Origin of the sequence: Bradyrhizobium sp. BRP22, assembly GCF_020194175.1 — a bacterium.
In the GTDB taxonomy this organism is placed as follows: Bacteria; Pseudomonadota; Alphaproteobacteria; order Rhizobiales; family Xanthobacteraceae; genus Bradyrhizobium.
The window spans coordinates 64,421-91,368 of record NZ_JADYVX010000007.1; the positions used below are offsets into that span (position 1 = coordinate 64,421).

Sequence of the window (26,948 nt, forward strand, 5' to 3'; positions counted from 1 at the left end):
GCCGGATGGCGCGTGTCCCGTCTTTGCCCTCTGGCCATTGCCGCCGTCGCCGGGTTAGGTTCCGCGCGGTTTGATTTGCCGTGAGTGCTGCTGCCATGACTTTCGATCGCGTCGCCGGGCATCGCCTGCTCGTTGGCCTGTTTGCTTCGCTCGTCCTCCTGCTCTGTGCGGTCGCGAGCCCGGCCGCAAGGGCCGCAACGTTCCAACCGCTCGAGATCGTCACCAAGAGCGGCGTGCACGTGTTCTCCGTCGAGATGGCGACGACCGAGGAGGAGAAGACGAAGGGGCTGATGTACCGGAAGGAGCTGCCTGACGGCAAAGGCATGCTGTTCGACTTCTCGCCCGAGCAGCAGGTGTCGATGTGGATGAAGAACACCTACGTCTCGCTGGACATGATCTTCATCCGCGCCGACGGTCGCATCTTGCGCATCGCCGAAAACACCGAACCGTTGTCGACCAAGATCATCTCCTCCGGCGGGCTCGCCAAGGGCGTGCTGGAGGTGGTCGCCGGCACGGCGCAGAAATACGGCATCCAGCCCGGCGACCGGGTGGCGCACCCGCTGTTCAACGGCAAATAGGCGGCAGGCGAGCGCCTTGCTGGCGCCCGTCTAACCGTGTATCGACATCGCCTGCGGATGACTCGGGGTATAGCGCAGCCTGGTAGCGCGGCAGTTTTGGGTACTGCAGGTCGTTGGTTCGAATCCAGCTGCCCCGACCAACTTTCCTTTTGAATCCGCTGCATTTTTTTTCCCCGCGATCCTGATACGCGCTTCTTGCGCGGGTCGGTTGCCCACGCGGGATTGGTGCGGCGCGTCATGCTCGCATCGCATGCGAGCAACACGGAACATTGCTGCGCCGGTCCGCGTTGAGGGCACCGTCAGACAGATTGCGTCGAGGGAGAGTCGTCCGTGAACAAAACAACGCTGAACAGAACAACGCTGAATGGTCTTGCCGCCGCATGCGCGCTGGCGCTTGTCCTCGGCATCGGTCCGGCCACCGCTCAGCAGCCTGGGCCTCAGCAGCCCGGGCCAACGAGGGTCGGCACGCTCACCTGTAGCATATCGCCCGGTGTCGGCATGGTGATCGGGGGACAGCGGCAACTGAGCTGCATCTTTGCATCGGCGCGAGGCAGGGCGCGTGAGGCCTATGACGGCACCATCAGCACGCTCGGCCTCGATATCGGTGCGACGTCCGGAGGCCAGTTGGCCTGGGCGGTTTTTGCGCCGACCACGCTGCGCCGGGCGGCTTTGGCGGGAACCTATGGCGGTGCGACCGCAGGCGGCACGGTTGGCGTCGGCGTTGGTGCCAACGTCCTCGTCGGAGGCTCCGACCGCACGGTCACCTTGCAGCCGGTGTCCGTGCAGGCGCAGACAGGCCTGAACGTTGCGGCGGGCATATCCAACCTGGAGCTGCGGCCGGCCGCTCCGCCCGCACGGCGGAGGGCCCAGTAACGACATCCGCGTCCGCGGTGCCATCCCCGCCAACGCGGATTTCAGCCGCCCACCTGTGCCGTTGCGGGCAGCAGGTGGGTGGCTTCCGGTGATGTATCCGCGGGGCCCCGGGGTTCGAATCCAGCGACATTTTGCGCGCGTGTTCCTGGTCTTGTTCAATGCCCAGGGCTTGCTTTTTTTCGACCGGCTTGGTGGTAGGCTGCTGCCCTGGATGAAAAATTTAGCAATTGCCTGGGGCTCTCCCAATGACGGCCGGGTCAGGCCAGCGCCCCGTCTACGCATGCGCGGGATGGGAAATCGATCTTGCCAGACGGGAATTGCGGTCGATGGGGGTACCCGTGCCCCTGGGAGGGCGGGCCTTTGAGATCATTGCGGAACTGGTCCAGGCACAAGGCGAGCTGGTTTCCAAGCGTGATTTGACCCAGCGGGTCTGGCGCGGCGTATTCGTCGAGGAGAGTGCGCTTCGGGTCCACATCGCGGCGATCCGCAAGGCCCTTGGTCCCGATCGCGACATGCTGGCCACGACGGTTGGCCGGGGTTATCGCCTGCTGGGATCATGGCGGATCCGGCATGTTGATGCCCCGTCCCATTCGGCTGCACCGGAACTGTCGCTGTCGACCAACATTCCGGCTGCGACGTTCGATCTCATCGGCCGCGCTGCGGCGATCGCCCATCTGTGGGAGCTTCTGTCAGCCTATCGAGTCGTGAGCCTGGTCGGGCCCGGCGGGATCGGCAAAACGGCGCTGGCGCTGCAGACGGCCAGATCGCCGCCGCGGGGCTTCGCGGCCGACCGGTTGCTCATCGAGCTGGCCTCGCTTTCAAATCCCGAACTCGTATCTTCAGCAGTTGCCGCCGTTCTCGGCATCAAACTCGAAGGCGAAGATATCTCGGCGGAGGCTATCGCGCGTGCGATCGGGGACCGGCAGTTGCTGCTCGTCTTCGACAACTGCGAGCACGTGATTGGCGCCGTGGCCAGGCTGACGGAGACGATCGTCAGCCGCTGTCCTGGCATCACCATCGTTGCGACCAGCCGCGAAGCCTTGCGCATCGGCGGCGAACATGTGTACCGCGTGCAGCCACTGGACGTGCCGCCTGAGGCTCTGCTCGCACCGGACGCGATCTCTGAACACACCTCGGTCGAACTGTTCATGACGAGAGCAGAGGCGCAGGGTTCGAATTTCGAGCGCGACGAGGAGAATCTTGGCGCCGTTGCCGCCATTTGCCGCCGCCTGGACGGCATTCCGCTCGCGATTGAGTTTGCCGCGGCACGCGCGGCGGCGCTTGGTCCGCCCAAGATCGCGGCGCTTTTGGACAACCGATTCAAATTCCTCACGACCGGCCGGCGCACCGCGCTACCCCGGCAGCAAACGCTGCGCGCGACGCTCGACTGGAGCTATGATCTGCTCCCGGAGGCGGAGGCACGCGTGTTGCGGCGGCTCGGCATATTTGCCGGAGACTTCTTGCTCGATGCGGTGATTGCAGTCGCCGGCGATTGCGAGAGCGGTGTAGTCACCGACTACCTTGCCAACCTTGTTGCCAAGTCTCTTGCCATCGCCGACATTCGCGGCGAGCGGCCGTACTACCGCCTGCTGGATACGACGCGGGCTTACGCGCTGGAAAAGCTGCATGCTTCGGGCGAATATCCCGACGCCGCCCGCCGCGCCGCGCAATATCATCGCGGCTTGTTCGCCAATGCCGAAGCCGAAAGCGAGCTGAAGCCGCAGGCGGAGTGGCTTGCCCTCTACGGCCGGCACATCGACAACGTGCGTGCCAGCCTTGATTGGGCATTCTCGCCTGACGGCGATGCGCAGGCCGGCGTGGCCTTGACCGCGGCCGCGGTGCCGCTGTGGGTGCAATTGTCGCTGCTCGCAGAGTGCCGCGAGCGCACCGAGTTGGCGCTGGCAATGATCGACGAGGGCGCCGCCGGCGCAGCGCGCCTGCGCATGCAACTGTCGGCGGCGCGAGCCTGGTCGCTGATGTATGGCGTCGGCAGGGCGCGGGAGGCCGGTCCCGCCTGGACCTTGGCCTTGCAACTCGCGGAGCAGCTCGGTGACACCGATTACTTGCTGCGCGCGCTGTGGGGGCTGTGCATCGATCAGTTCAACAATGGCGAGATTCGCAAGGCGCTGGAATTCGCGCATCGCTTCGCCGAGGTCGCGGCCGGCTCGAGCAACTCCGTCGACCTGATGATGGCTGACCGGCTTCTCGCCACCACGCTGCATTATCTCGGCGACCAGAACCTTGCGCATCATCACATCACGCGGACCTTGTCGCGCCTCTCGGATCTGTTGCCAAAGCCGCAGGTGATCCGCTTCCGCTTCGACCTGCGGGTATCGGCGCATTATTTCCAGGCTCGCATCCTGTGGCTCATGGGGTTGGCCGACCAGGCATTGCGCGTGGTCGAGCGCAACATCGAGGAGGGCCGAGCGAGCGGGCACGCCCTGACATTCTGCAGCGTGCTGGGGCAGGGCGCCTGCCCGATCACGTTCCTTGCCGGCGACCTCGATGCGGCCGAACGTTACTGCGTGCTGTTGATCGAGCATACCGAGCGGCACCCGATCCGGCTGTGGAATTTGTGGGCGCGCGCCTTCCGGGGCATGGTGATGGCACGGAGCGGCGGCGTTGCCACCGGGTTGCCGGTGCTGCGAAAGGCGCTCGAAGTGGCGGGCGAAGCCCGGTTCCTGCCGCGCTTCCTGCTCCCTCTTGGCGAACTTGCGAGCTATCTCGGCGAAGCCGGCGAAGTCGCGCAGGGGCTTGCCGCTGCCAACGACGCGCTGGCGCGCTGCGAGGCGAGGGACGAGCTATGGTACCAGGCCGAGCTGCTGCGCATCAAAGGCGAGCTGCTGCTCAAAGCCGGCGAATATCGTTCCGTCGCCGCCGCCGAGCAGTCCTTCGACAGATCACTCCAGGTGGCGCGCAGCCAGGGCGCGCCGTTTTGGGAGCTGAGGACGGCAATCAGCCTTGCACGATTGCGAGCCAGTCAGGACCGTCCCGCCGAGGCCCATCACATGCTGGCCTCCGTGTACGCAAAGTTCACCGAGGGTTTCGAGATATCGGACCTGAGAAGCGCAAAAGCCTTGATGGCTCAGCTTTCGACTGATTAAAGTCCTGGTGCGACGTGCGCACCGAGGCTACAGCGGCTGGCCTGTCAGCCTGCAGCGGGTGAGCGATGCGCTGACAACCCGCGCCGTCCGCCGTGCTTCGCGAGCTCTCTTTCGCCGGCTGGTGAGCGCTCTGGCTTCTGCCGCCAGAACCCGTTCGCGAAGATTGTGAAGTTCGGCAATTCGTTGGGTCATCATCCGGACTCTTTTGCGCAGAGCCCCGGCTGAAATCACACGACAACTCTTGATTAACATTCAAACACACATATCGACTAAGAATAGAGGAATAAGTACCTAGGCACGGTGGCCGTAGAACTAGGGAATAACGCGGCCGGGCGCTGTCCCCAAATGGGGACAGACCGTACCCGTATGCGCGGATTGATAGAACTTTCGGACGGTTTCTTGCGCTAAAGCGCAGGGTAGGGCGCGCCGTCCTTGTGCACGAACCGGCCGTCGGCGTTGGAACTCATCATGTCGACGTCCGAGCAGACGGTAACGTCGGCCGGCGAGCGCGAACCGACTTCGAGATAGACCGCCATGGCGTCTGATTTGTTGATCAGGTGATGGCCGTTGCCCGAGCCTTTCGGAAACGCCGCGCAATCGCCTGCGCGCAGCACTGTCTCGCCGTCATCCTCTATCAGCGTCAGCTCGCCTTCGAGCACATAGACGAATTCGTCCTCATGCGAGTGCCAGTGGCGCTGGCTCGACCAATCGCCAGGCGGCAGGTGCATGAGATTGACGCCGAAGTCGGCGAGCCCGCCGGCATTGCCCAACCGTTGGCGCACGCGTCCGGCACAGGGCGCATCGAATGGCGGCGGATAGCCCGAACCCTTGCGTTTCGGCACGGCGGCAATATCGATCTTTGGCATGAGTCTTTCCTGCGATTGACCGAGCTTGCATGCGCCAGTGTACACGATCCAGCAAAATGCCGGGCTCAGGGAGGTGAAGTCTGTAGCTGGCGGCAACAATCGGGGAGGTGCTAGCGTTGCGGCGGGCAATTGTGTGGCAGGTTGAGGAAATGCGGGATCTTGGCGAGTATTTGCGAGCTTATTGGACTTATATCTCGAACAACCTCGGTTGGGGCAAAGCCCTCAGGTTTGCACTCGTCTGGCTTGCTGGAATGTTCCTCCCGCTCTTTGCGAGAACATGGGTGCAGTTGCCCGAGTGGCTGGCGATAGCATGGATGATCTGCTGGGCGCTGCTGGGCTATGTTTTCGCGCCTTACGGGATGTGGAAACACCACCGCGCGCAGATCACGGGCTCGGGCGAGCCGGATCAAAAGTAGCCGCGGCAGATATCAGCCGGCAACGACAGCGTCGCCGAATGTTATCGGGCGTGGTCAGCGCCGACACATCAACCGGGCGAGATGTCCTGATCGGTAGATCAGGAACAGATCACCGGTGTAGTGGAAGTACTCGCCGGTGAAATCCCTGGTCCTGAACTTGAGCTGAAGCCTATTGTTGCTGACGAGCGAAGCGCGCTGCGGGCCATTGCCCGTATCGATCGAAACCGGCGGACCGAGGGCAAGCGTCGCGGTTTTTGGCGAGGGCGCAAATCCGGTCGGCTCCAGCAGGGAGCCGCTGCAGGTGAGGGCGGCAGGCTGGGCGGCGGCCGAAGCAATCATTGAGGCGAGCGACGGCAGAATTATCAAGGCGGCTCTGAACATTGGGACTCCAAAAGGAATTCAAGAATTCGCGGCGCGGCTTGCCGAGTTGGAGCATAGTAGGCGGCGTCTGGGTTCGTCGGCAACGGTCGCGGTTACCAAATCGCACGTCAGATCATCCGTCCCAGTGACACCGCGACCGTCAGACTGGTGGAATTTTTCAGAGCGTTTGCGCTGAAACGCGCAGATGCCTTAATCGTTTGACGTAAGAAACGGTAGAACCGGCACGTCGATTCCGACGGCCAGTTCGAGCACCGCGCCGATCGCGGCGATGGCCGCGCACAATTCAAGCAGGACGAATGCGAATAGCGCGCTGAGCCCGATGACTGCGTTCTTGCGGCCGTTCCACATGATGTCACCTGCAATCCTGGCTCTCGAAAAAGAAAGTTCGATTCAGCCCGGTTGGGTCGTAGGCCGGAGATCTCGTATAGTGGACTCGCTTTACCATCGCGGCCACCGCGCTCAACACAATCCTGATCTTAACCTAACCGATCAACCTTAACTTCGGTGCGGCGGCTCGGCTGTTCCATTCGGCGGCCACACCAAAGTCATCCGTCCGGTCAGGGAAGGCGGCCGATTGGGGGAACAGGCTTATCTGCGGTCGCTTCAGCATCCGCGGCAGATCGATCCGATCATCTTCTCGACCTTGGCCTCTTCGGGATCGAGCGAGGGATCGGTGCCAAGCAGCGGACCTTTCTGCGGACCATTGGCAATACCCGACGTGGAAAGCGCAGTCCCGAGCGAATTGGTGCCGGGTGCAGAGGGGCTGGTTCCAAACGCGCCGCCGGTCACGGGAAGACCACCGCTCATGGGCAGGCCACTGTTCGTTGGCATGCCTCCGTGCATCCCCATGGATCCCATACTGTGACCCATGCCGCCCCCGCCGCGCGCGAACGCTGCGGTGGTCGAAAGGCTGACGGAGAGGGCGAGGCAGAGAAGGGCTAGTTTCTTCATGGCGAGACTCCTGTCTTCGCGAAACAGCGCGGGCCGGTCCATTCGGCCAGCCTCGGCACAAATAAAAGTAGGCATTGCGATCCCGCGCGGTGTGATCGTGCTCATCAAATTCTTTGGCGCGAAGCGTCGGGCCGGCTCGCGGCTGCGCGAGTGCCGGCGATGCCGTTCATCATTCTCAACGATTTGTAATCAGGGCCTGGCTGTGCGCAGCGATGGCCGCTTCCTCATCGGTGGGGACCACCAGGGTTGCGACACGCGCAGTCCTGGCGCCGATCCTGAGTTCATCGGCGCTGTTGGCCTGCTCATCGAGTTCCACGCCAAGCCAGCCGAGACCGGCGCAGATCCGCCTTCTCACTTCGGGGCTGTTCTCGCCGATCCCTGCGGTGAAGATGATCGCGTCCAGGCCGCCCAGGCTGTGGGCCATCGCGGCGATCGCCGAGCCCGCGCGGAACGCGAACAGTTCCAGTGCCTCGACTGCACGGGGATCGTCACTGTTTTCGAGCACGCGCACGTCGGCGCTGATCCCGGAGACGCCGAGCAATCCGGATTCGTAATAGAGCACGTGCTCGATCTCGTCGGCTGAAAGCCCGCGCTGCTGCTGCAGGTAAAGCGGCAGGCCGGGATCGATCGCGCCGCAGCGCGTGCCCATCATCAATCCGTCCAGCGTGGTGAAGCTCATCGTGGTGTCGATGCTGCGTCCATCGCGCATCGCGCACAGGCTGGCGCCGCTGCCGAGATGGGCGATCACGACCCGCTTCGCAGCTATTTCCGGCGCGATGTCGCGCAAATGGCGGGCGATGAATTCGTAGGAGAGCCCGTGAAAGCCGTAGCGGCGCATGCCTTCCTGTTCGAAATGCCGAGGCAGCGCAAAGCGGCTCATCGGCGGCGCGAGGCCATGGTGAAAGGCGGTGTCGAAGCAGGCGATTTGCGGCACGTCCGGCCGCAGCCTCTGCATCGCCTCGATCGGCGCGAGGCAGACCGGCTGGTGCAAGGGCGCAAGCGGCGTGAGTTCGTGCAGCGCCTGCAGGATGGCTGGCGTCACCTGCACCGGTTCAAAGAATTTCAGGCCGCCATGGACGACGCGGTGACCGACCGCCACAAGTTTTCCGCCCGCGAGGAATCCGTCGATCCAGCGCAGGAGATCGGCGAAGAAGCCCTCGTCGTCCGCTTCGGCCGCGGCGTGCCGCTCGAACAGCACGTTGCCCTTGAGATCCTTCACGATCATCTGCGGCTCGTGCTGATGATGGTCGAGCATGCCCTTGCACGGCAGCGCGGGATCGCCGGAGCCGCCGCTCTCGAACAGCGCCAGCTTGATCGATGACGAGCCTGCGTTGAGGACGAGGAGGGCGTCCGGCATCTTGGCCGTCAATCGCCGGCGTTTGCGGCCGTGCCATACGGCCAGGACCACTCGCGGATGTCGGGCATGTCCTCGCCATGCTCACGGACATATTTGCCGTGCTCGATCAGGCGGTCGAGGCAATGCTGCTTGACGCTGGCCGCGGACGCCGCCAGTCCCGGCACGCGGTTGATGACCTCGATGGCCAGATGGAAACGGTCGAGCTCGTTGAGCACGACCATGTCGAACGGCGTGGTCGTCGTTCCCTCTTCCTTGAAGCCGCGCACATGGAAGCCGGAGTGATTGGTGCGCGCATAGGTGAGGCGGTGGATCAGATACGGATAGCCGTGATAGGCGAAGATCACCGGCTTGTCGCGGGTGAACAGGGTGTCGAAGTCGCGGTCGGTCAGGCCATGCGGATGCTGCTCGCGCGGCTGCAGCGCCATCAGGTCGACGACGTTGACGACCCTGATCTTGAGAGTGGGGATCTGCTTGCGGAGAATGTCGGCCGCGGCCAGCGTCTCCAGTGTCGGCACGTCGCCGGCGCAGGCCATCACCACATCGACCTCGCTGTCTGGTGTTTCCGTTCCGGCCCACGCCCACTCGCCGATACCGGCCGCGCAATGCACCGCGGCTTCCTTGATCGTCAGCCATTGCGGCGCGGGCTGCTTGCCGGCCACGATGACGTTGATTCGGTCGTAGGTGCGCAGGCAGTGGTCGGTGATCCAGAGCAGCGAGTTGGAATCCGGCGGGAAGTAGACGCGGACGATATCCGCCTTCTTGTTGGCGACGAGATCGACGAAGCCCGGATCCTGGTGACTGAAGCCGTTGTGATCCTGTCGCCAGACGTGTGAAGTCAGCAGATAGTTCAGCGAGGCGATCGGGCGTCGCCACGGCAGGCCGCGCGAGACCTTCAGCCATTTGGCATGCTGGTTGAACATGGAATCCACGATGTGGATGAACGCCTCATAGCAGGAGAACAATCCATGCCGCCCGGTGAGCAGATAACCCTCGAGCCATCCCTGGCAGAGATGTTCGCTCAAGACCTCCATCACGCGGCCGTCACGGGACAAGTGGACGTCGTAGGGCTCGATCTCCTCCATCCAGACGCGATCGGTCGCTTCGAACACGGCATCGAGCCGGTTGGAGGCGGTCTCGTCCGGACCCATGATGCGGAAGTTGCGGGTGCTCTCGTTGCGCTTCACGACGTCACGCAGGAATTTTCCCATCGTACGCGTGGCTTCATCGATGACTCCGCCGGGAGTGGCGACCTCGATGGCAAAGTCGCGATAATCGGGCAGTTCCAATTCACGCTTGAGCGTCCCGCCATTGGCATGCGGATTGGCGCCCATTCGCCGCGCGCCTTCCGGCGCCAGCCTCTGCAATTCCGGTACAAGCATTCCGTGCTGGTCGAACAGCATCTCCGGCTGATAGCTGCGCAGCCATTGCTCCAGTATGGCGAGGTGGCCCGGATTGCTGCGGACTTCGGCAATCGGCACCTGGTGCGCGCGCCAGAATCCTTCCACCTTGAGGCCATCGACTTCCTTCGGCCCGGTCCAGCCCTTCGGGCTGCGCAGCACGATCATCGGCCATCGCGGCCGCGCCTGGGATGGCGAGCCGCCTCGCGCGGCCTGTTGGATGGCGCGGATGCGATCGGTCGCGGCGTCCAGGGTGGCTGCCATCTGCCGGTGCATCGTCATGGGATCGTCGCCCTCGATGAACATCGGCTCATGGCCAAAGCCTGAGAACAGATGGCGGATCTCCTCGTCGCTCATTCTGCCGAGCACGGTCGGGTTGGCGATCTTGTAGCCGTTCAGGTGCAGGATCGGGAGCACCGCGCCGTCGCGCGCCGGGTTGAGGAACTTGTTCGAATGCCAGGAGGCGGCGAGCGGGCCGGTCTCGGCTTCGCCGTCGCCGATGACGCAGGCAACCAGGAGATCCGGATTATCGAATGCCGCGCCATAGGCATGGGCGAGCGCATAGCCGAGTTCGCCGCCTTCGTGGATCGAGCCTGGAGTTTCCGGGGCGGCGTGGCTCGGGATGCCCCCGGGAAACGAGAATTGCCGAAACAGCTTGCGCAGGCCTTCGACGTCGCGCGTGATGTCAGGATAGATCTCCGTGTAGGTGCCTTCGAGATAGGTGTTGGCGACCATGCCGGGCCCGCCATGGCCGGGGCCGCAGATATAGATGGCGTTGAGATCGCGATGCTTGATCAGGCGATTGAGATGGGCATAGACGAAATTCAAACCCGGCGTCGTGCCCCAATGGCCAAGCAGGCGCGGCTTGATGTGTTCCTTGCGCAGCGGCTCGCGGAGCAGGGGATTGTCGAGCAGATAGATCTGGCCGACCGAGAGGTAGTTGGCGGCCCGCCAGTAGCGATCAAGCAGATCGAGTTCGGTGCGATCGAGAATGGCGGACGGGCTGCTTGCATCTTGCATTGAACGCCTCGTTGTTTCCTGGGCGACGTTGCCAGTCGTGACGGCTTTTGCGGACGCGCCACTGTCCATTCCCGCCCGGTTCCGGTGTTGAGCCAAATCAACCGCATTCGGCCAATCCCCGACCCCGAGACCATTCGCGCATGTACGCGCTTGCTCCGCGCCATCGGTTCGACGACAACGAGCGCGGATCGGCGCCGTTCCGGCGCGGGACGTGCCAGTTTATAGCGGAGGCGTTTGACGAAACTGCGATGCCGCGCTTTTGATCAGCGTCTGCGGCCAGACGTCATGCGCGGCGCGGCGCTATCGGCTCGAGACCAATCTCACTGGAGGCTGAAGGGTCGCCTCGAGTTCCGCCCGCAGGCGCTGGACGCGTGGATCGCTCGAGCGCTCGGCGCAGACGGTATATTGATGGACGGACTGGGCCAGCGCGCGCCGCTCAGCCGCGGTCTTCGACACTGCGGCAAGCTTGAGAACGATGGTGCCGAGGTTCACAAGCATCTCGTCCAGCGTCCGGTCGATGGTGTCGAGCTCGTTCTTCATCGGCACTCCTGTGCACGTCAATGAAGGCTGGTGAATGACGTTCCTGTGGCAACATCGGTAAAGCTAACCATTGGTAAATGCCGCGCTGCCGCGTGTGGTGCCGCCCGATGATGGCAAAGAGTTCAGTGCCCGTAGCCCGGCTCACGTTGCAGAGGCCAGCGTCCTGCTCCAGAATTCATCGATGAAATCGCGAGAGGAAACTCCATGCCGCGCAAACTGATCGACATCTCCGTTCCCCTGCAGAACGATGTGCCCGCCGATCCGCCGGGCAATCACCCGACCATCCAGTATATCGATCACCAGCAGGGTCTGCCGCGCATGCTGGAGTTCTTCCAGGGGCTGAAGGCGGAGGAGCTGCCTGACGGCCAGGGCTGGGCAGTCGAGCAGGTCAACCTCTCCACCCACAACGGCACGCATCTGGATGCGCCCTGGCACTTCCATCCCACGATGAACCGCGGCGAGCGTTCCTGGACCATCGACGAGGTGCCGCTGGAATGGTGCTTGCAGCCCGCCGTCAAGCTCGACTTCCGGCATCTGCCGGACGGCTATGTCGCCACCGCCAAGGATGTCGAGGCGGAGCTGACGCGCATCGGTCATACCTTGAAGCCGCTCGAGATCGTCGTGGTCAACACCAGCGCCGGGGCCAAATACGGGCGGCAGGACTATGTCGTCTCCGGCTGCGGCATGGGCTATGAGGCGACGATGTATCTTTTGGAGCGCGGCGTGCGGCTGACCGGCACCGACGGCTGGAGCTGGGACGCGCCGTTCGTCTACACCGCGAAGAAATATGCCGAGACCAGGGATGCGGGCCTGATCTGGGAAGGCCACAAGGCCGGCCGCCACATCGGCTATTGCCACCTCGAGAAGCTGCACAATCTCGAACTATTGCCGTCGACCGGCTTCATGGTGTCGTGCTTCCCGGTGAAGATCGAGCGCGCCTCGGCGGGCTGGACGCGCGCGGTGGCGATCCTGGAGAGCTGAGACCTCTCGCGCCAAAAGAAAATCAGGTGCGCCGTTTTCGACGCACCTGATTTTTTCATTCGATCGAGCGAGGTAGCGTCAATCGGGCTGACGTTACCACCTGCAGACGCGAACGCCGCGCGGCGTCCACCAGCAGCGCGGGCCACCATAACCATAGTAACCGTAGCCGCCGCGGGGATACCAGCCACGGCGATAGCCGCCGCGATAACCCCATCCACCGCCACGACCCCAACCGCCGCGCCCCCAGCCTCCGCGATAGGCCTGCGCCGGCGTGGTGGTTGCGCCGACCAGTACCGCGGAGGTGCTGGCGACGTAGACGAACAGCAGGGCCACCGCGGCCAGACAGCGCGTCAGGAAATTGTAGCGTTTAGCCATTCAGGAATCTCCCGGTCACTTCCAGACATCCAAACAATCCAAACTGTCTTGCTTGAACGTTTAAGCTTAGACGTTTGAGACAGCCACTTGTTCAGATGCACTAAGACAAAATTTTGTCGAATGTTCTTCCGCTTCGCAAAAACTCTATTGGGCAGGTCGGGTAAGGTCAAGTTACACTCCTGCCTTGCAAAAAGCGTCGTTCATCTTGCTGTTCATCCGTCGTTCATCTTGTTCATCTTCGTCCGCATCGGTTGATTTGTGCGCTGCAGGACCATGGCCGAAATGATTTCAGTAAAATCCTGCAGAGAACTTGATGTCGACACGATCGCATCTCTAAGCCACGCGATGATTCCCGCCTGACGAGTCCCCATGCCCAAGCAGCACACCTACGTTCTCGGCCTCAACACCTACGACCACGACGTCAGCGCCTGCCTGTTGCGCGACGGCGCGATCGCCTTTGCGATCTCCAAGGAGCGGATCACGCGCGAGAAGCACGCGTCTGGATTCCACAAGGAGGCGATCGACTATTGCCTCAAGGCCGAGGGCATCACGCTCGACGACGTCGATCTGGTGGTGAGCAATTGCTACATCCTGCCAGTGCCCGAGCTGGAAGAACGTCTCACCTATCAGGACATGCCCGGCTTTCTTCCCTTTGCCGAGCGGCAGGAGGCGTCGAAATATCCGCTGTTTCGCTCCACTTCGGGCAAGGTCGCATCGGTCTCCCACCATCTGGCGCATGCCTACAGCGCATTCGCGGTGTCGCCGTTCGATGAGGGCGCCGTGATGGTGGTCGACGGCGTCGGCAACTATCAGTCCGACGTCATGGAGAAATATCCAAACGCCGATGCGGTGTCGCCGCTCGCGCGCGAATCCGAAAGCTATTACCGGTTCGAGGGTGAGAAGCTGGAATGCCTGAAGAAGATCTTCATGGAGCCTTCGCGCGGCATGCTCAGCGACGAATTCTACAACATGCCGGGCCTCGGCGCGCTGTACAGCCGCGTCTCGTCCTACGTGTTCGGCGACTGGAACAAGTGCGGCGAGCTGATGGGCCTTGCGCCTTATGGCCGTCGCGAGCAGGTCAAACATCTCCTCGACATGACGGACGGCAAGTTGCACGTGCCGGCCTGGACCAGCGAATTTCGTGAACCTTATCTGCTCGACAGCGGGAGCTGGGAGAAGAACCCGGCGATGCGGCACTGGGAGGACATCGCCTGGCGCGTGCAGGACGACACCGAGAACGTGCTGCTCGCCCGCGCGCGCTGGCTGCGCGAGACGACGGGCGCCAAGAACCTCTGCATCGCCGGCGGCGTTGCGCTCAATTGCGTCGCCAACGGACGGATTGCGCGTGAGGCCGGATTCGAGAACGTGTGGATCCAGCCGGCGGCCGGCGACGACGGCACCGCGATCGGCTGCGCCTATTACGGCTGGCTCGAGATCCTGAAGCAGCGGCGCAGCTTTGTGATGGATCATGCCTATGTCGGGAGGCCCTACAGCGAGGCGGAAGTCGCGGCCGCGCTGCAGACGTTCCTGGTACGCGTGCAGGTGAATGCCAGGCGCAGCGACGATGTCTGCCGCGACACCGCGAAGCTGCTGGCAGACCAGCGTGTGATCGGCTGGTTCCAGGGGGCATCCGAGTTCGGGCCGCGTGCGCTCGGCAATCGAAGCCTGATTGCCGATCCGCGCCGGGCCGACATGAAGCACATCCTCAACAGCCGCGTGAAGCACCGGCAGGCGTTTCGCCCGTTTGCGCCGATCGTGCTGGCGGAGCGGATGAAGGAGATATTCGAGGGCGAGGAGGATTCGCCGTTCATGCTGATTGCCAAACCGGTCCGTCCCGAGTGGCGCGACAAGATTCCGGCGATCGTCCATGTCGACGGCTCGGCGCGCGTGCAGACCGTGCGCGAGGCGACCAACCCGAGGCTCTACCGGCTCTTGAAGGAGTTCGAGGCGCTGACGGGAGTGCCGGTGCTGATCAACACCTCCTTCAACGTCAAGGGCGAGCCGATCATCGAGACGCCCGAGGATGCCGTGAACTGCTTCCTTGCCACCGGCGTCGACAACCTGATCCTGCACGACACCATCGTGTCCAAGGGCAGGATGCATAAGGTCGTCGCGCCGCTGGTCAGGACCTACGGCGATGTCGCGAACATCGTCGCCTCGACCGCTCCGCCGCCGCCTTGAGATTTTACCTCCCCGCAAGGGCGGGGAGGGGGAGAAGAAAGCCTACGCCGCCTTCGCGGGCGTCGGCGGCGTCTTCGGCAGCGGCTTGTCCTGCCGTTTCGACCAGGAGATGTAGTAGGCCACGATCGTCATGATCGCGATGCCGGTGACGCTGACGAAGATCTGCGCGAACAGCGAGCCCGAGCTCATCGAGAGCTCGAAATGTCCGATGAAGGACAGGAACACGCCGACACAGAACACCGCGAGCGACTGCTGGCCGCAGACGATCAGCGGATCGAACACCCGCCATTCCAGCGCCGCCCAGTCCTTCGGGATGAAGCGGATCACGAGGATGACGATGACCGCGAAATGGATGAAGCGATAGGGCGCGAGGTTGGTCTTGTCGTTGGGGTTGAAGGCCGAATAGAGCCAGTCCGGGAACATGGCGCCGAAATCCGGGAAGCGGCCGGCCATGGTCATGATCAGCGCGAAGACCAGATAGGCGATGCAGAACCAGAGCGTGTAGGGCGAGTTGATGATGTCGGCATTCTTGCGAGCGCCGCCGAGCGCGCACCAGGCGCCGAACACGAACAGCACCTGCCAGCAGAACGGGTTGAAGTACCAGACGCCGGCCGGGTAGGCCGACAGGTTCCAGCCCATCTGCCGCGACACCAGCCACAGCACGATCGAGGCGATCATGGTCGCGTTCGGCTGCCGCAGCATGAACCAGAGCACCGGCGGGAACAGGCCCATCAGCACGATGTAGAGCGGCAGCACGTCGAGGTTGACGGGCTTGAACTTGAGGAACAGGCCCTGGCGCAGCGTCTCGGTTGCGTTGTCGACGAGGCCGGCAACGTTGAACTCGTTGATCAGGTTGGAATCGCCGAAGCGCAGCGCCAGGTAGCTGATCGCGGCGATATAGATCACGAACAGGATGATATGGGCGACATAGAGCTGCCAGACGCGCTTGGTCAGCCGGGTTGCGCCGACGATGAAGCCGCGTTCCAGCATCATCCGGGCGTAGACGAAGGAGGCGGTATAGCCGGAGATGAAGACAAAGAGGTCGGCGGCGTCGCTGAAACCGTAATTTCGCGTGGTGATCCAATTCACCACATTGTCGGGGATATGATCGAGATAGATCGCCCAGTTCGCGACACCGCGAAACAGGTCGAGCCGGAGGTCGCGTCCCTTTTCGGGCAGGGTGGCGTTGATTTTCATGGGTCCCGCTTCGAAGTGATGCTTTCGAGAAGGTCGCGCCGCGAGGCCGCTTGCGACCATCCGCGGCCCAGATTGTCACAGCGCGGTAGAATGGCTATACGGAGGGGAAGGTAACATCCGGGTTCAGGAATCACCCATCACATCCGTGAAAGGTGTCTCTATACTATCCCGGGCGTTCCCTCCACACGCTTCCGTGTCGCATATCCCCGAGGGTTCGACGATCCATGACGACAGCACGCATTTTTAAGCCCGCCAAAAACGCGATGCAATCGGGGCGTGCCATGACCAGGGAATGGCAACTCGACTACGAGCCGGAACAGCCCCGGATGGTCGAGCCCCTGATGGGCTGGACCTCGTCCGGAGACATGAAGCAGCAGCTCACCCTCCGCTTCCACACCAAGGAAGAGGCGATCGCCTATTGCGAGCGCAAGGGCATTCCGTACCAGGTGATCGAGCCGAAGGAATCGCTGCACCGGCAGATCGCCTATGCCGACAATTTCTCGTTCAGGCGCGGCGAACCCTGGACGCACTAACTTACTAAAAGCGTGTAAGGGCGTTCTTAGGGCGCGCGTAGCAGGGAATATTTGCCGACGATGCGGCCGACTCGCTTCCTTGCACCGAACAGCATGATACCGAGATATTCGATGCTGTCGGGCGCAAGGCCGCTCATCATGCGCCGGAATTCGCCATAGTCGTTGGTCTCTTGTCCCTGTACGGGGAAGTCGACGATCTCGATTCCCGCCTCGGCTGCCTTGTGCCGGATTCGCGGCAAATCCTCTTTGGGCGCGCCGAGCACGGGAATCCCGATCGGGATGAGCCCCGCATGGGGGTTGCCCGCGGCGTCGATCAGCGCGTCGCCGACGAGGTGAGGGTGGCGGGCGCCCATGGTCAGCGCCATCACCGCGGCGGCGTTGGCCGCCTTGCCGAGCGGCAAGGTCGCATCGATCACTGCCACGCAGCGCTGAGGCTCGGCCGGGCCTTGCTCGAAATCGCGATCAGCAGGATTTCTCATCACGGCCTCACTGTACAAGTAACTTGTACACAAGTAACATGTGTACGTAAAAAACGTCAACTTGGAACGCGCTGGCGGCCGCAAGGGAACGATGGACAAGGTCGAAGAGTGCATCAGCTTCCTGCTTGGAAAGGCGCAGCAGCGGGTGACGCGGCGCGCCAAGGAACTGCTGGCTGAACACGATGTGACGCCGGTGCAGTACGCCGCGCTATGCGTGCTCTGGGAAAAGGAAGCGCAGACGGCGGCTGAACTTGGCGCGCGGCTCGCGATCGACAGCGCGACCATGACCGGCGTCATCGATCGGCTCGAACGCTCGGGTCTGATCAGGCGCCACGCCGATGAGAGCGACCGGCGCATCTACCAGCTTTACCTGACCGATCGCGGCCGGGCGCTGCGGTCCCCGCTGGATTCCGCGATGGAAAAGCTCAATGCCGAAGTCGCGGAACTCCTCGGCAAGGATTGGCCGCGCTTCCACCGCATGCTGCGCAAGGTTGGTACGTCCAGTTAGGGAAGCGGTAGCGGCAATGGCGCATCCTTGGAGACGCCGAGCACCGGAAAGCTCCTGATGGTGCGCAGCTCGGGCATCCCCGAAAACTGCAGGAGCTGCTGGTGCATGCCCTGCACACTGCGCGCGACGCATTTGAGCAGGAAGTCCGCTTCGCCCGAAATGCGCCAGCACTGCTGCACCAGCGGCAAACGGGCAATCGATGCTTCGAACGCCTCCAGCGTGGTCTGGTTCTGGCTGGTCAACCGTATCAAGACAAAAGATACCACCTCGTAGCCGAGCGCCCGTTCGTCGAGATTGGCGCGGACGTCCCTGATGACGCCGCGGCTACGCAGCGCGCGGACGCGGCGCAGACAGGCCGGAGCGGAGATGCCGACGCGCTCCGCCAGCTCGTTGTAGCGCAGCCGCCCGTCCTGCTGCAGCTCGGACAAAATCTTCAGATCGATCTCGTCGAGCCCGGCGCGCTCCGTCATCAATGCCTCGTGCGTTGGCGAACGAACTAACCTGCGGCGACGCGCCGTGTTGCCCTGCGGCTGACGCGGGCAGGGGGAGCGGCTGCTTGCGGAGCGATGCCCGACAGCACCAGCTTTTCATGGGTGGCGATGATGGCCTCCTTCGAGAGCCGCCCGCCGGGACGATACCAGGTGCAGGGTCCGGTCAACATCGCCAGGATCGCAAAGGTCGCGATCTGGACATCCACTACCTCGAACACGCCTTGCGCCGCACCTTCCTCGAGGATTTCGGCAAGGCGCCGCTCATAGGTTTCGCGCAGGGCGATCACCGCCGCGTAGTTCTTCGGCTCCAGGCTGCGCAGCTCGGAATTCGCGATGAAGACGTCGCGCTTGCGCGTCATGTGATAGCTGACGTGGAAGGCGACGAAGGCGCGGAGCCTTTCCTCCGGCCCGCGCTTGCCGTCGAGCGCGAGGTCGAGCTGGCGCAGCAGTTCATTGATATGGTGCTGCACCAGGTCGAACAGCAATTCCTGCTTGGTGCTGATATGGTTGTAGAGCGATCCCGCCTGGATTCCGACCTCGGCGGCGAGCTGGCGCAGGCTCATTGCCTCATAGCCATGCTCGAAGATCAGCCGCGTTCCGGCTTTCCGGATCGCCTCCAGTGTCGTCGGGCCATGTGAGCCGATCGTGCGCGCCATCAGAACCCTTGCGTAAGCTGCGGAAACAAGCGAACGATCGTATGTTTGTAATTGGAAACTCAAGTGAAATCAATGGGCTATAGTTGGATCGTTCGATCGAACTCACGCCTCTTGAGACCGTGTTAAAAAAACGTATGATCGTTCGTTATAGAATTCCAAGAGGATGGGAGGAATTATGGCGCCGAACCCCGCAGCGGCGGTCAATTTCGCGAGACGGAAACGCCTCACCTGGACGCCCGAGCCTATCGCGCGACGAGCCGCGATATTCTAGTTTGAAGGTTAGCGAAACACGCGGCAGAACAGCGCAACATGCAGCTTCATTCCACGATCGATCCCAAGTCCCAGGAATTTTCCCGCAATGCCGAGGTGATGCGCGGCCTCGTCGCCGACCTCCGCGACAAGCTCAGCCAGGTTGCGGGCGGCGGAGGCGAGGCGTCGCGCGCCCGCCATACCGCGCGCGGCAAGATGCTGGCGCGCGACCGCGTCGACCTGCTGGTCGATCCCGGCACCGCGTTCCTGGAATTGTCGCCGCTCGCCGCCAACGGGCTTTATGGCGGCGACGTGCATTCGGCGAGCGTGATCACCGGGGTCGGCCGCATTGCGGGCCGCGAATGCATCATCGTCGCCAATGACGCCACAATCAAGGGCGGCACCTATTATCCGATGACGGTGAAGAAGCACCTGCGCGCCCAGGACATCGCGCGGCAGAACAATCTGCCCTGCGTCTACCTGGTCGATTCCGGCGGTGCCTTCCTGCCGTTGCAGGACGAGATCTTCCCGGACGAGCGGCATTTCGGACGCATCTTCTACAACCAGGCGCAGATGTCGGCGCAGGGTATTCCGCAGATCGCGATCGTGATGGGCTCCTGCACCGCCGGCGGCGCCTATGTACCAGCGATGTCGGACGAGAGCATCATCGTGCGCAATCAGGGCACGATCTTCCTCGGCGGTCCGCCGCTGGTGAAGGCCGCCACCGGCGAGGTCGTCACCGCCGAAGAACTCGGCGGCGCCGACGTGCATTCGCGGCAATCCGGCGTGACCGACCACTACGCGCAGAACGATGCGCATGCGATCGGCATCGCCCGGCGCATCGTCGCCACGCTGAAGCCACCCAATCGCGCCGCGCTCAACATGCGCGAACCGCGGGAGCCGCTTTATCCGGCCGACGAGGTCTATGGCGTGGTCTCCGCCGACGGCCGCAAGCCGTTCGATGTTCACGACATCATCGCGCGGATCGTCGACGGCTCTGAGTTCGACGAGTTCAAGAGGCTCTATGGCACGACGCTGATCTGCGGCTTCGCCCACATCTGGGGCTTTCCGGTCGGCATTATCGCCAACAACGGCATCCTGTTCAGCGAAAGCTCGCTCAAGGGCGCGCATTTCATCGAGCTGTGCTGCCAGCGCGGTATCCCGCTGGTATTCCTGCAGAACATCACAGGCTTCATGGTCGGCAAGAAATACGAGGCCGGCGGCATCGCACGCGACGGCGCCAAGCTCGTCACCGCGGTCGCGACCGCGGGCGTGCCGAAATTCACCGTCGTGATCGGCGGCTCCTACGGCGCCGGCAATTACGGCATGTGCGGCCGCGCCTACAGCCCGCGCTTCCTCTGGCTATGGCCGAATGCGCGCATTTCGGTGATGGGCGGCGAGCAGGCATCGATGGTGCTGAGCCAGGTCCGCCGCGACAACATCGAGGCCAAGGGCGACACCTGGTCGGTGGAGGAGGAGGAGAAGTTCCGCGCGCCCATCCGCGCGCAATATGAGAGCCAGGGCAATCCGTATTACGCGACCGCGCGGCTCTGGGACGACGGCGTGATCGATCCCGCCGACACGCGCCTCGTGCTCGGCCTCGGTCTCTCGGCTGCTTCGAATGCGCCGATCGAGCCGACGAAATTCGGCCTGTTCAGGATGTGACGATGGACCGCTCAAAGCTCTACCGGCGTTTTCGCACCCTGCTGATCGCCAATCGCGGCGAGATCGCAGCCCGCGTGATCCGCACCGCCAAGGCCATGGGCCTGCGCACCGTCGCAGTTTATTCCGAGGCCGACCGCGACGCCCTGCATGTCGCGCTCGCCGACGAGGCCGTGCTGCTCGGGCCTGCGCGGGCGCGCGACAGCTATCTCAACATCCAGCGCGTGATCGAAGCCGCGCGCGAGACCGGCGCCGAGGCGGTTCATCCCGGCTACGGCTTCCTCTCGGAGAACGCCGAATTCGCTCAAGCCTGCCTCGAGGCGGGGCTGGTGTTCGTCGGCCCCACGGCCGAGATGATGAACGCGATGGGCTCGAAATCCGGCTCGAAAGCGCTGATGGAGAAGGCGGGCGTGCCGCTGGTGCCCGGCTATCACGGGGAGGCGCAGGACGAGGCGACGCTGGCGAACGCGGCCGAACGGATTGGCTTCCCGGTGCTGGTGAAGGCCTCCGCCGGCGGCGGCGGCCGCGGCATGCGCGTGGTGAATTCGGCGGCTGAATTGTCGGCCGCGATCGTCAGCGCCAAGCGCGAGGCCAAGGCGGCGTTCGGCGACGACCGCATGCTGATCGAGAAATACGTCCAGAGCCCGCGCCATATCGAGGTGCAGATCATCGGTGACAGCCACGGCAATCTGCTCTCGCTGTGGGAGCGCGAATGCACGCTGCAGCGACGGCACCAGAAGGTGATCGAGGAAGCGCCATCCCCGACGCTGAATGCCACCCAGCGCGAGACCGTCTGCGCCGCCGCGCGGAAGGCGGCCGCGGCCGTCGATTACGTCGGCGCCGGCACCATCGAGTTCGTCTCCGATGGCAAGGACGTGTTCTTCATCGAGATGAACACGCGCCTGCAGGTCGAGCATCCCGTCACCGAACTGATCACCGGCGTCGACCTGGTCGAATGGCAGCTCCGCGTCGCCTTCGGCGAAAAGCTGCCGTTGAACCAGGATGAGATCAAACTGAACGGCCATGCCATCGAGGCGCGGGTCTATGCGGAAAATCCGCAGAAGAACTTCATGCCCTCGGTCGGCCGCATCAAGACCTGGCGCACGCCGGAGGAGGGCGATGGCCTGCGCATCGATGCCGGCTATCGCAGCGGCGATAATGTCTCGCCGTATTATGACGCGATGCTGGCCAAGGTGATCGCGTGGGCGCCGACGCGCGAGGTCGCAATCGAAAAGCTCAATCGCGGCCTGGAGGAGACCGATGTTCGCGGCATCGTCACCAACATCCCGTTCCTGTCGGCGCTGGTGACGCATCCCGCCGTCGTCACCAATGGGATCGATACCGGCTTCATCGAGCGCGAGCTGAAGAGCCTGACGGCAGAGCGCGGTGCCGCCGGTGCGTTCGAGCTGTGCGCCGCGGTCGCGGCGATCCTGAACGAGGAGCAGAAAGCGGCACGAAAGGAAGCGCATTCGCCGTGGCATACCTTTGGCTGGATGCCGGTCGGCCAGCGGCAGCGGGTGTTCTCGTTCCGGCAGGGACAGGGCGGTGAGCAGAAAGTGACGCTGCGTTATGGCAACGGGCCCTCGACGGTGTCGGTTGGTAACCGCGAGTTCGCGCTGGCGCTGGCGCCGGCCGCGGATGGCGGCTTTGACCTGACGCTTGATGGGACGAGATCGCGTGTCGTCGCCGTGGTCGAAGGTCACGAGCTCTACCTGCGCACCCGCAACGGCCGCTTCGACCTGCATTGGGTCGATCCGTTCGGCGGCGAGACCGAGGAGCAGGTCGGCGAGGACAAGATCGTGGCGCCGCTGCCGGGCACCGTGGTCGCGCTGCTTGCGGAAGAGGGCGCGACCCTGGAGAAGGGCGCGGCGATCCTGACGCTGGAGGTCATGAAGATGGAGCAGACCCTGCGGGCGCCGTTTGCAGGCGTGCTGACGAGGCTGATGTGCAAGGTCGGCGATATTGTCGGCGAGGGCGTCGAACTCGCCGAACTCGAACCGGTAGACGCGTGATGAGCGACAGCGTCCGCATCATCGAGGTCGGCCCGCGCGACGGGCTGCAGAACGAGAAGACGCCGATCAGCGTCCCCGATCGGATCGCCTTCATCGAGCGCCTGATCGGCGCCGGTTTGCCGATCGTCGAGGTCGGCGCCTTCGTGTCGCCGAAAGCGGTTCCGCAGATGGTGGGATCGGCCGAGGTGCTGCGCGGTGTCAGCCATCTGCCCGGCGAATTCCACGTGCTGGTGCCGAACGAGAAGGGCTATGAGGCCTCGCAAGCCGCCGGCGCCAGGGTGATCGCGGTATTTGCGTCGGCGTCCGAGGGTTTTTCGCGCGCCAACATCAATTGTTCGGTCGCGGAATCGATCGAGCGCTTCAAGCCGGTGCTGGCGCGTGCCAAGGCTGACGGCATCAAGGTGCGCGGCTATATCTCCTGCGTGCTCGGCTGCCCCTTCGACGGCGAGGTGAGGCCGCAGGCGGTCGTCGACGTCGCCAGGGCCTTGTGGGATCTCGGCTGCTACGAGATCTCGCTCGGCGATACCATCGGCGTCGGCACGCCGCTCAAGGCGCGAGACCTGATGCGTGCGGTTGCAGGCGAGGTGCCCGTGCAGAACCTCGCGATGCACTTCCACGACACCTATGGCCAGGCGCTCGCCAATCTCTATGCCGGCATGGGGGAGGGCGTCCGCGTCATCGATTCCGCGGCCGGCGGTCTCGGCGGTTGCCCCTACGCGCCCGGCGCGACCGGCAACGTCGCGACGGAAGACGTGGTCTACATGCTCGAGGGCATGGGGATTGCGACCGGTGTCGATATGGAAAAGCTGCTCGCCGCGACCAATGAGGTCAGCCGCCTGCTCGGCCGCCCGCCGGTGAGCCGTGTGGCCTCGGCGTTGAACGCGAAGAAGAAACGCTAACTTCGTGGGTGAGTAGAGCGGAGCGAAACCCACCATTCGCACTCCGCAAGAAGTGGGGGGCGGCACTACAACGAGCTGTCGTCATTGCGAGCCAAGCGAAGCAATCCATTTCGCCGCTTGCATCCGTAGAAGCAATGGATTGCTTCGCTTGGCTCGCAATGACGGATGAGAGTTACCGCACTCCCTCCGGCCCCATGACCAAATCCGGCAGCCACGTCGAGATCCCCGGGAAGAAGCACAACAGCAGCACCGCCAGCATCATCAAGAGCACGAAGGGCAGCGTGCCCCAGATCACCTCGCTCAAGGGGATATCGGGCGCGACGTTGCGGATGACGAAGATGTTGAGGCCCACCGGCGGATGGATCAGGCCCATCTCCATTACGATGGTCATCACCACGCCGAACCAGATGATGTCGAAATTGGCAGCACGGAGCGGCGGCAGGATGATCGGCGCGGTCATCAGGATGATCGAGACCGGCGGCAGGAAGAAGCCGAGCACGACGACCATCAGCAGGATCGCCACCAGCAGCTCCCAGCGCGGCAGGTGCATGGCGACGATCGACTCCGCGGCCGATTGCGAGATGTGCAGATAGCTCATCACGTAGGAATAGAGCAGCGACATGCCGATGATCATCATCAGCATGGTCGACTCGCGGATGGTCGATTTCAGGATCGGCTCGAGGTCGCTCGGTGTCCAGACGCTGTAGATCACCGCGATCAGCGCCAGCGCCAACAGTCCGCCGAGGCCGGCAGTCTCCGACGGCGTCGCATAGCCGCCATAGAGCGCGATCATCACGCCGGTCAGGAGCAGCACGAACGGCAGCACCCGGGGCAGCGCGTTGAAGCGATCGGCCATCGTGAACTCGTCGCGCTGCAGGATCGCAGAGGCGGCGCCGGTCGCGTCATAGGCGGCGCGGGCGGCCGCATACTCTTTACGGAAACGATACATGGCGTAGACGCCGAACAGCGTCACCAGCAACAGGCCCGGTCCGATGCCGGCGAGGAACAGCCGCCCCAGCGACTTTTCCGCCGCCACCGCGAACAGGATCATGGTGATCGAGGGCGGCAGCAGGATGCCCAGCGTGCCGCCGGCGGCGATGATGCCTGCGGCAAAGCCGCCGGAATAGCCGCGCTTGCGCATTTCGGGGATGCCGGCCGAACCGATTGCCGAGCAGGTCGCGGGTGACGAGCCCGCCATCGCAGCAAACAGCGCGCAGGCGAACACGTTGGCGACGCCGAGCCCGCCGGGCACGCGGTGCAGCCACGCGTGCAGGGCCGAATAGAGATCCTGGCCCGCGCGCGACTTGCCGATCGCCGCGCCCTTGAGGATGAACAGCGGGATCGACAGCAGCGTGATCGAAGCCATCTCCTCGTAGACGTTCTGCGTCACCGTATCGAGCGAGGCCGTCGGCATATAGATGGCCATGAACACGACCGCGACCGCGCCCAGGGCAAATGCAATGGGCATGCCCGAGAACATCGCAAACAGGGTGGCAAGCCCGTAACTGATGCCGATACCAAGCACACTCATCGGCGCGCGCCACCCATCAAGGGAATGATGATCTGCAGCACAAGCTGCAGGCAGAGCAGGGTCATGCCAAGCGCCATCAGCACGTAGGGGATTGCGAGCGGCGGCGACCACATCGAGTTCGAGACCTGGCCGTCGACATAGGCCTCATGCGCCAATGTCCAGGACTTCCAGGCGAAGAAGGCGCAGAAGGCCAGGCTCGCGACATCCACCAGCCACAGCCTGACGCGATTGGCGAGCGGCGACATCAGCCCGACAAAGGCCTCGATGCTGACATGGCCGCGCTGGCCCTGCACATAGGCTGCCGTCATGAAGGTCGCGCCGACCAGCAGGAACACCGCGGCCTCGTCCTGCCAGTAGTTCGGGCTGTGGAAGAGGGCGCGGCCGAGCACGCTGTAGCTCAGGATCACGCAGGCCGCGATCAGCGCGATCGACGCGAACACGACGATGATGTTGTTGCAGATGGCAAGCCCGCGCGACAGCCCCGCCACGAGCGCATTGCCCGTGACGGCGATCTGGCCTTCGGCTTGATCCGTGACCGGACCATGCATCATGCGGCAACGTCGCTTGCGAGCTTGAGCAGGTTGGCTGCTGTCGCGGTCTTGGCGCCATAGTCCTTCCAGGCGGTATCGCGCGCAATGTCGCGCCACTTGTTGACGGTGGCTGCATCGAGGGCGGCGACCTTGGCGCCGGCCTTCTCGTAGACCTTGGCGACCTCGACATCGTCGGCCTGCGCGCCCTGCTTGCCGAAGGCCTCGAGCTCGGCGCCGACGGCAAGGATGACGTCCTGCTGGTTCTTCGGCAGCTTGTCGAAGATCGCCTTCGACATCATCAACGGCTCCAGCATGAACCAGTAGGAGGTGCCGGCGCCGGAGGTCAGCGATTTCGCGACTTCCTCCAGGCGGAACGAGATCAGGCTGGTGGAGGAGGTGATGCCGGCCTCGCAGGCGCCGGTCTGCATCGCCGCATAGAGCTCGTTGGAGGGCACCGACAGCACGGCTGCGCCGGCCGTCTGCAGCACCATGTCCATCTCGCGCGAGCCGCCGCGCACCTTCATGCCCTTGGCGTCCTCAGGCGCCACGATCGGCTTGGAGCGGCTGGCGACGCCGCCGGCCTGCCAGACCCAGGTCAGGAGGATGATGCCCTTGTCGGCCAGGAAGTCCGACAGCGCCTTGCCGATCGGCTCCTTCTTCCAGCGCAGCCCCTGATCGTAGGTCGTGACCAGGCCCGGCATCAGGCCGATATTGGTCTCCGGCAATTCGCCGCCGGCATAGGGCATCGGGTAGAGGCTAATGTCGAGCGCGCCCTTGCGCATGGCGGAGAACTGCGCGTTGGTCTTGATCAGCGAGGAGTTTGGATAGACTTCGGCCGATATCTCGCCGCCCGAGCGCTTTGCCACTTCGGCGGCGAACATCCGGCACAGCCGGTCGCGGAAATCGCCCTTGTCGATGGTACCGCCGGGGAATTGGTGCGAGATTTTCAGCGTGGTCGCCGCATGGGCGGTGCCGATGCCGAAGCGCAGGGCCGCGGGCGCGGCAAGCGCGGAGGCGAGGACGTGGCGGCGAGTGAGCATAGAGTTTCTCCCGTTGGCAGGCTGTTCTTGATTGGGGATAGAGCGGAGCTTTGAGGGCCGTATTTAGACGAACTTTGCCAGAATTTTCTCTAGTCTGATAGTTCGATACGGCTCGATAGATTGTCGCCAAAGCGTGACGGC

Annotated in this window: 26 protein-coding genes and 1 tRNA gene; 12 read left to right on the forward strand and 15 right to left on the reverse strand. The window is 63.6% G+C overall.

Features of this window, described 5'->3' with window-relative positions; all coding sequences use genetic code 11:
* Positions 1-95: 95 nt before the first annotated feature.
* From I6F35_RS11860 to I6F35_RS11875, 4 genes are all read left to right on the forward strand, one after another.
* A complete protein-coding gene (locus I6F35_RS11860) occupies positions 96-578 on the forward strand; it encodes a DUF192 domain-containing protein (protein ID WP_225117851.1) in 483 nt (160 codons plus the stop codon).
* Positions 579-641: 63 nt separating this feature from the next.
* Positions 642-718 (forward strand) — tRNA-Pro (locus I6F35_RS11865).
* A 190-nt stretch (positions 719-908) separates the two neighbouring features.
* The gene (locus I6F35_RS11870; protein WP_225117852.1) at positions 909-1,451 is read left to right on the forward strand and encodes a DUF992 domain-containing protein; all 543 of its coding nucleotides are present in this window, start codon (positions 909-911) and stop codon (positions 1,449-1,451) included.
* Positions 1,452-1,777: 326 nt separating this feature from the next.
* Positions 1,778-4,555 carry a winged helix-turn-helix domain-containing protein gene (locus I6F35_RS11875; protein WP_225117853.1) on the forward strand — a complete coding sequence of 926 codons (2,778 nt, stop codon included), beginning with the start codon at positions 1,778-1,780 and terminating at the stop codon, positions 4,553-4,555.
* 404 nt (positions 4,556-4,959) lie between these two features.
* On the opposite strand, the gene I6F35_RS11880 is transcribed toward I6F35_RS11875, so the two are convergent.
* On the reverse strand, positions 4,960-5,421 hold the full coding sequence (locus I6F35_RS11880; RefSeq protein WP_225117854.1) for a cupin domain-containing protein: 462 nt from the start codon (positions 5,419-5,421) through the stop codon (positions 4,960-4,962).
* A gap of 116 nt (positions 5,422-5,537) precedes the next feature.
* Here I6F35_RS11880 and I6F35_RS11885 point away from each other — a divergent pair, with 116 nt between their 5' ends.
* Positions 5,538-5,837: a hypothetical protein gene (locus tag I6F35_RS11885; RefSeq protein ID WP_225117855.1), complete on the forward strand. Its 300-nt coding sequence runs from the start codon at positions 5,538-5,540 to the stop codon at positions 5,835-5,837.
* Between the two features lie 54 nt (positions 5,838-5,891).
* Here I6F35_RS11885 and I6F35_RS11890 read toward each other — a convergent pair whose 3' ends face one another.
* The 6 genes from I6F35_RS11890 to I6F35_RS11915 form a co-directional block, all read right to left on the reverse strand.
* The gene (locus tag I6F35_RS11890) at positions 5,892-6,218 is read right to left on the reverse strand and encodes a hypothetical protein (RefSeq protein WP_225117856.1); all 327 of its coding nucleotides are present in this window, start codon (positions 6,216-6,218) and stop codon (positions 5,892-5,894) included.
* A gap of 189 nt (positions 6,219-6,407) precedes the next feature.
* Positions 6,408-6,566 carry a hypothetical protein gene (locus tag I6F35_RS11895; protein ID WP_225117857.1) on the reverse strand — a complete coding sequence of 53 codons (159 nt, stop codon included), beginning with the start codon at positions 6,564-6,566 and terminating at the stop codon, positions 6,408-6,410.
* Between the two features lie 255 nt (positions 6,567-6,821).
* The gene (locus tag I6F35_RS11900; RefSeq protein ID WP_225117858.1) at positions 6,822-7,169 is read right to left on the reverse strand and encodes a hypothetical protein; all 348 of its coding nucleotides are present in this window, start codon (positions 7,167-7,169) and stop codon (positions 6,822-6,824) included.
* Between the two features lie 175 nt (positions 7,170-7,344).
* Complete coding sequence (locus I6F35_RS11905) at positions 7,345-8,526, reverse strand: acetate/propionate family kinase (protein ID WP_225117859.1); 1,182 nt, start codon at positions 8,524-8,526, stop codon at positions 7,345-7,347.
* 8 nt (positions 8,527-8,534) lie between these two features.
* Positions 8,535-10,943, reverse strand: coding sequence for a phosphoketolase family protein (locus tag I6F35_RS11910; RefSeq protein WP_225117860.1), 2,409 nt, complete (start codon positions 10,941-10,943; stop codon positions 8,535-8,537).
* Between the two features lie 300 nt (positions 10,944-11,243).
* A complete protein-coding gene (locus tag I6F35_RS11915; protein ID WP_225117861.1) occupies positions 11,244-11,483 on the reverse strand; it encodes a hypothetical protein in 240 nt (79 codons plus the stop codon).
* 204 nt (positions 11,484-11,687) lie between these two features.
* Here I6F35_RS11915 and I6F35_RS11920 point away from each other — a divergent pair, with 204 nt between their 5' ends.
* Positions 11,688-12,464, forward strand: coding sequence for a cyclase family protein (locus I6F35_RS11920; protein WP_225117862.1), 777 nt, complete (start codon positions 11,688-11,690; stop codon positions 12,462-12,464).
* A 93-nt stretch (positions 12,465-12,557) separates the two neighbouring features.
* Here the strand turns inward: I6F35_RS11920 and I6F35_RS11925 are convergent, their stop codons facing one another.
* Entirely contained in the window at positions 12,558-12,839 is a 282-nt protein-coding gene (locus I6F35_RS11925; protein ID WP_225117863.1) for a hypothetical protein, read from the reverse strand.
* Between the two features lie 369 nt (positions 12,840-13,208).
* On the opposite strand from I6F35_RS11925, the gene I6F35_RS11930 reads away from it, so the two are divergent.
* A complete protein-coding gene (locus I6F35_RS11930) occupies positions 13,209-15,020 on the forward strand; it encodes a carbamoyltransferase C-terminal domain-containing protein (protein ID WP_225117864.1) in 1,812 nt (603 codons plus the stop codon).
* 42 nt (positions 15,021-15,062) lie between these two features.
* Here the strand turns inward: I6F35_RS11930 and I6F35_RS11935 are convergent, their stop codons facing one another.
* Positions 15,063-16,217: an OpgC domain-containing protein gene (locus I6F35_RS11935; protein ID WP_225117865.1), complete on the reverse strand. Its 1,155-nt coding sequence runs from the start codon at positions 16,215-16,217 to the stop codon at positions 15,063-15,065.
* Positions 16,218-16,441: 224 nt separating this feature from the next.
* Between I6F35_RS11935 and I6F35_RS11940 the strand changes: the two genes are divergently transcribed.
* Positions 16,442-16,750 carry an ETC complex I subunit gene (locus I6F35_RS11940; protein ID WP_225117866.1) on the forward strand — a complete coding sequence of 103 codons (309 nt, stop codon included), beginning with the start codon at positions 16,442-16,444 and terminating at the stop codon, positions 16,748-16,750.
* Positions 16,751-16,776: 26 nt separating this feature from the next.
* Here I6F35_RS11940 and I6F35_RS11945 read toward each other — a convergent pair whose 3' ends face one another.
* Positions 16,777-17,229, reverse strand: coding sequence for a DUF2000 domain-containing protein (locus tag I6F35_RS11945; protein WP_225117867.1), 453 nt, complete (start codon positions 17,227-17,229; stop codon positions 16,777-16,779).
* A gap of 91 nt (positions 17,230-17,320) precedes the next feature.
* Between I6F35_RS11945 and I6F35_RS11950 the strand changes: the two genes are divergently transcribed.
* Positions 17,321-17,737 (forward strand): MarR family transcriptional regulator, encoded by a 417-nt coding sequence (locus I6F35_RS11950; protein ID WP_225117868.1) that lies wholly within the window; start codon positions 17,321-17,323, stop codon positions 17,735-17,737.
* On the opposite strand, the gene I6F35_RS11955 is transcribed toward I6F35_RS11950, so the two are convergent.
* Both I6F35_RS11955 and I6F35_RS11960 read right to left on the reverse strand, forming a co-directional pair.
* Complete coding sequence (locus I6F35_RS11955; RefSeq protein ID WP_225117869.1) at positions 17,734-18,207, reverse strand: Lrp/AsnC family transcriptional regulator; 474 nt, start codon at positions 18,205-18,207, stop codon at positions 17,734-17,736. The two genes, I6F35_RS11950 and I6F35_RS11955, sit on opposite strands and share 4 nt — an antisense overlap.
* 26 nt (positions 18,208-18,233) lie before the next feature.
* Positions 18,234-18,884 (reverse strand): TetR/AcrR family transcriptional regulator, encoded by a 651-nt coding sequence (locus I6F35_RS11960; RefSeq protein ID WP_225117870.1) that lies wholly within the window; start codon positions 18,882-18,884, stop codon positions 18,234-18,236.
* 309 nt (positions 18,885-19,193) lie between these two features.
* On the opposite strand from I6F35_RS11960, the gene I6F35_RS11965 reads away from it, so the two are divergent.
* Genes I6F35_RS11965 through I6F35_RS11975 form a run of 3 tightly spaced genes read left to right on the forward strand, consistent with a single transcriptional unit; the run spans position 19,194 to position 23,706 of the window.
* The gene (locus I6F35_RS11965; RefSeq protein ID WP_225117871.1) at positions 19,194-20,798 is read left to right on the forward strand and encodes a carboxyl transferase domain-containing protein; all 1,605 of its coding nucleotides are present in this window, start codon (positions 19,194-19,196) and stop codon (positions 20,796-20,798) included.
* Positions 20,799-20,800: 2 nt separating this feature from the next.
* A complete protein-coding gene (locus I6F35_RS11970) occupies positions 20,801-22,807 on the forward strand; it encodes an acetyl/propionyl/methylcrotonyl-CoA carboxylase subunit alpha (protein WP_225117872.1) in 2,007 nt (668 codons plus the stop codon).
* On the forward strand, positions 22,807-23,706 hold the full coding sequence (locus I6F35_RS11975; protein ID WP_225117873.1) for a hydroxymethylglutaryl-CoA lyase: 900 nt from the start codon (positions 22,807-22,809) through the stop codon (positions 23,704-23,706). The genes I6F35_RS11970 and I6F35_RS11975 overlap by 1 nt, the downstream gene beginning before the upstream one ends.
* A 172-nt stretch (positions 23,707-23,878) precedes the next feature.
* On the opposite strand, the gene I6F35_RS11980 is transcribed toward I6F35_RS11975, so the two are convergent.
* Genes I6F35_RS11980 through dctP form a run of 3 tightly spaced genes read right to left on the reverse strand, consistent with a single transcriptional unit; the run spans position 23,879 to position 26,807 of the window.
* Positions 23,879-25,237: a TRAP transporter large permease gene (locus tag I6F35_RS11980; protein WP_225117874.1), complete on the reverse strand. Its 1,359-nt coding sequence runs from the start codon at positions 25,235-25,237 to the stop codon at positions 23,879-23,881.
* On the reverse strand, positions 25,234-25,788 hold the full coding sequence (locus I6F35_RS11985) for a TRAP transporter small permease (protein ID WP_225117875.1): 555 nt from the start codon (positions 25,786-25,788) through the stop codon (positions 25,234-25,236). The genes I6F35_RS11980 and I6F35_RS11985 overlap by 4 nt, the downstream gene beginning before the upstream one ends.
* Positions 25,785-26,807, reverse strand: coding sequence for a TRAP transporter substrate-binding protein DctP (dctP, locus tag I6F35_RS11990; protein ID WP_225117876.1), 1,023 nt, complete (start codon positions 26,805-26,807; stop codon positions 25,785-25,787). The genes I6F35_RS11985 and dctP overlap by 4 nt, the downstream gene beginning before the upstream one ends.
* Positions 26,808-26,948: the final 141 nt, after the last annotated feature.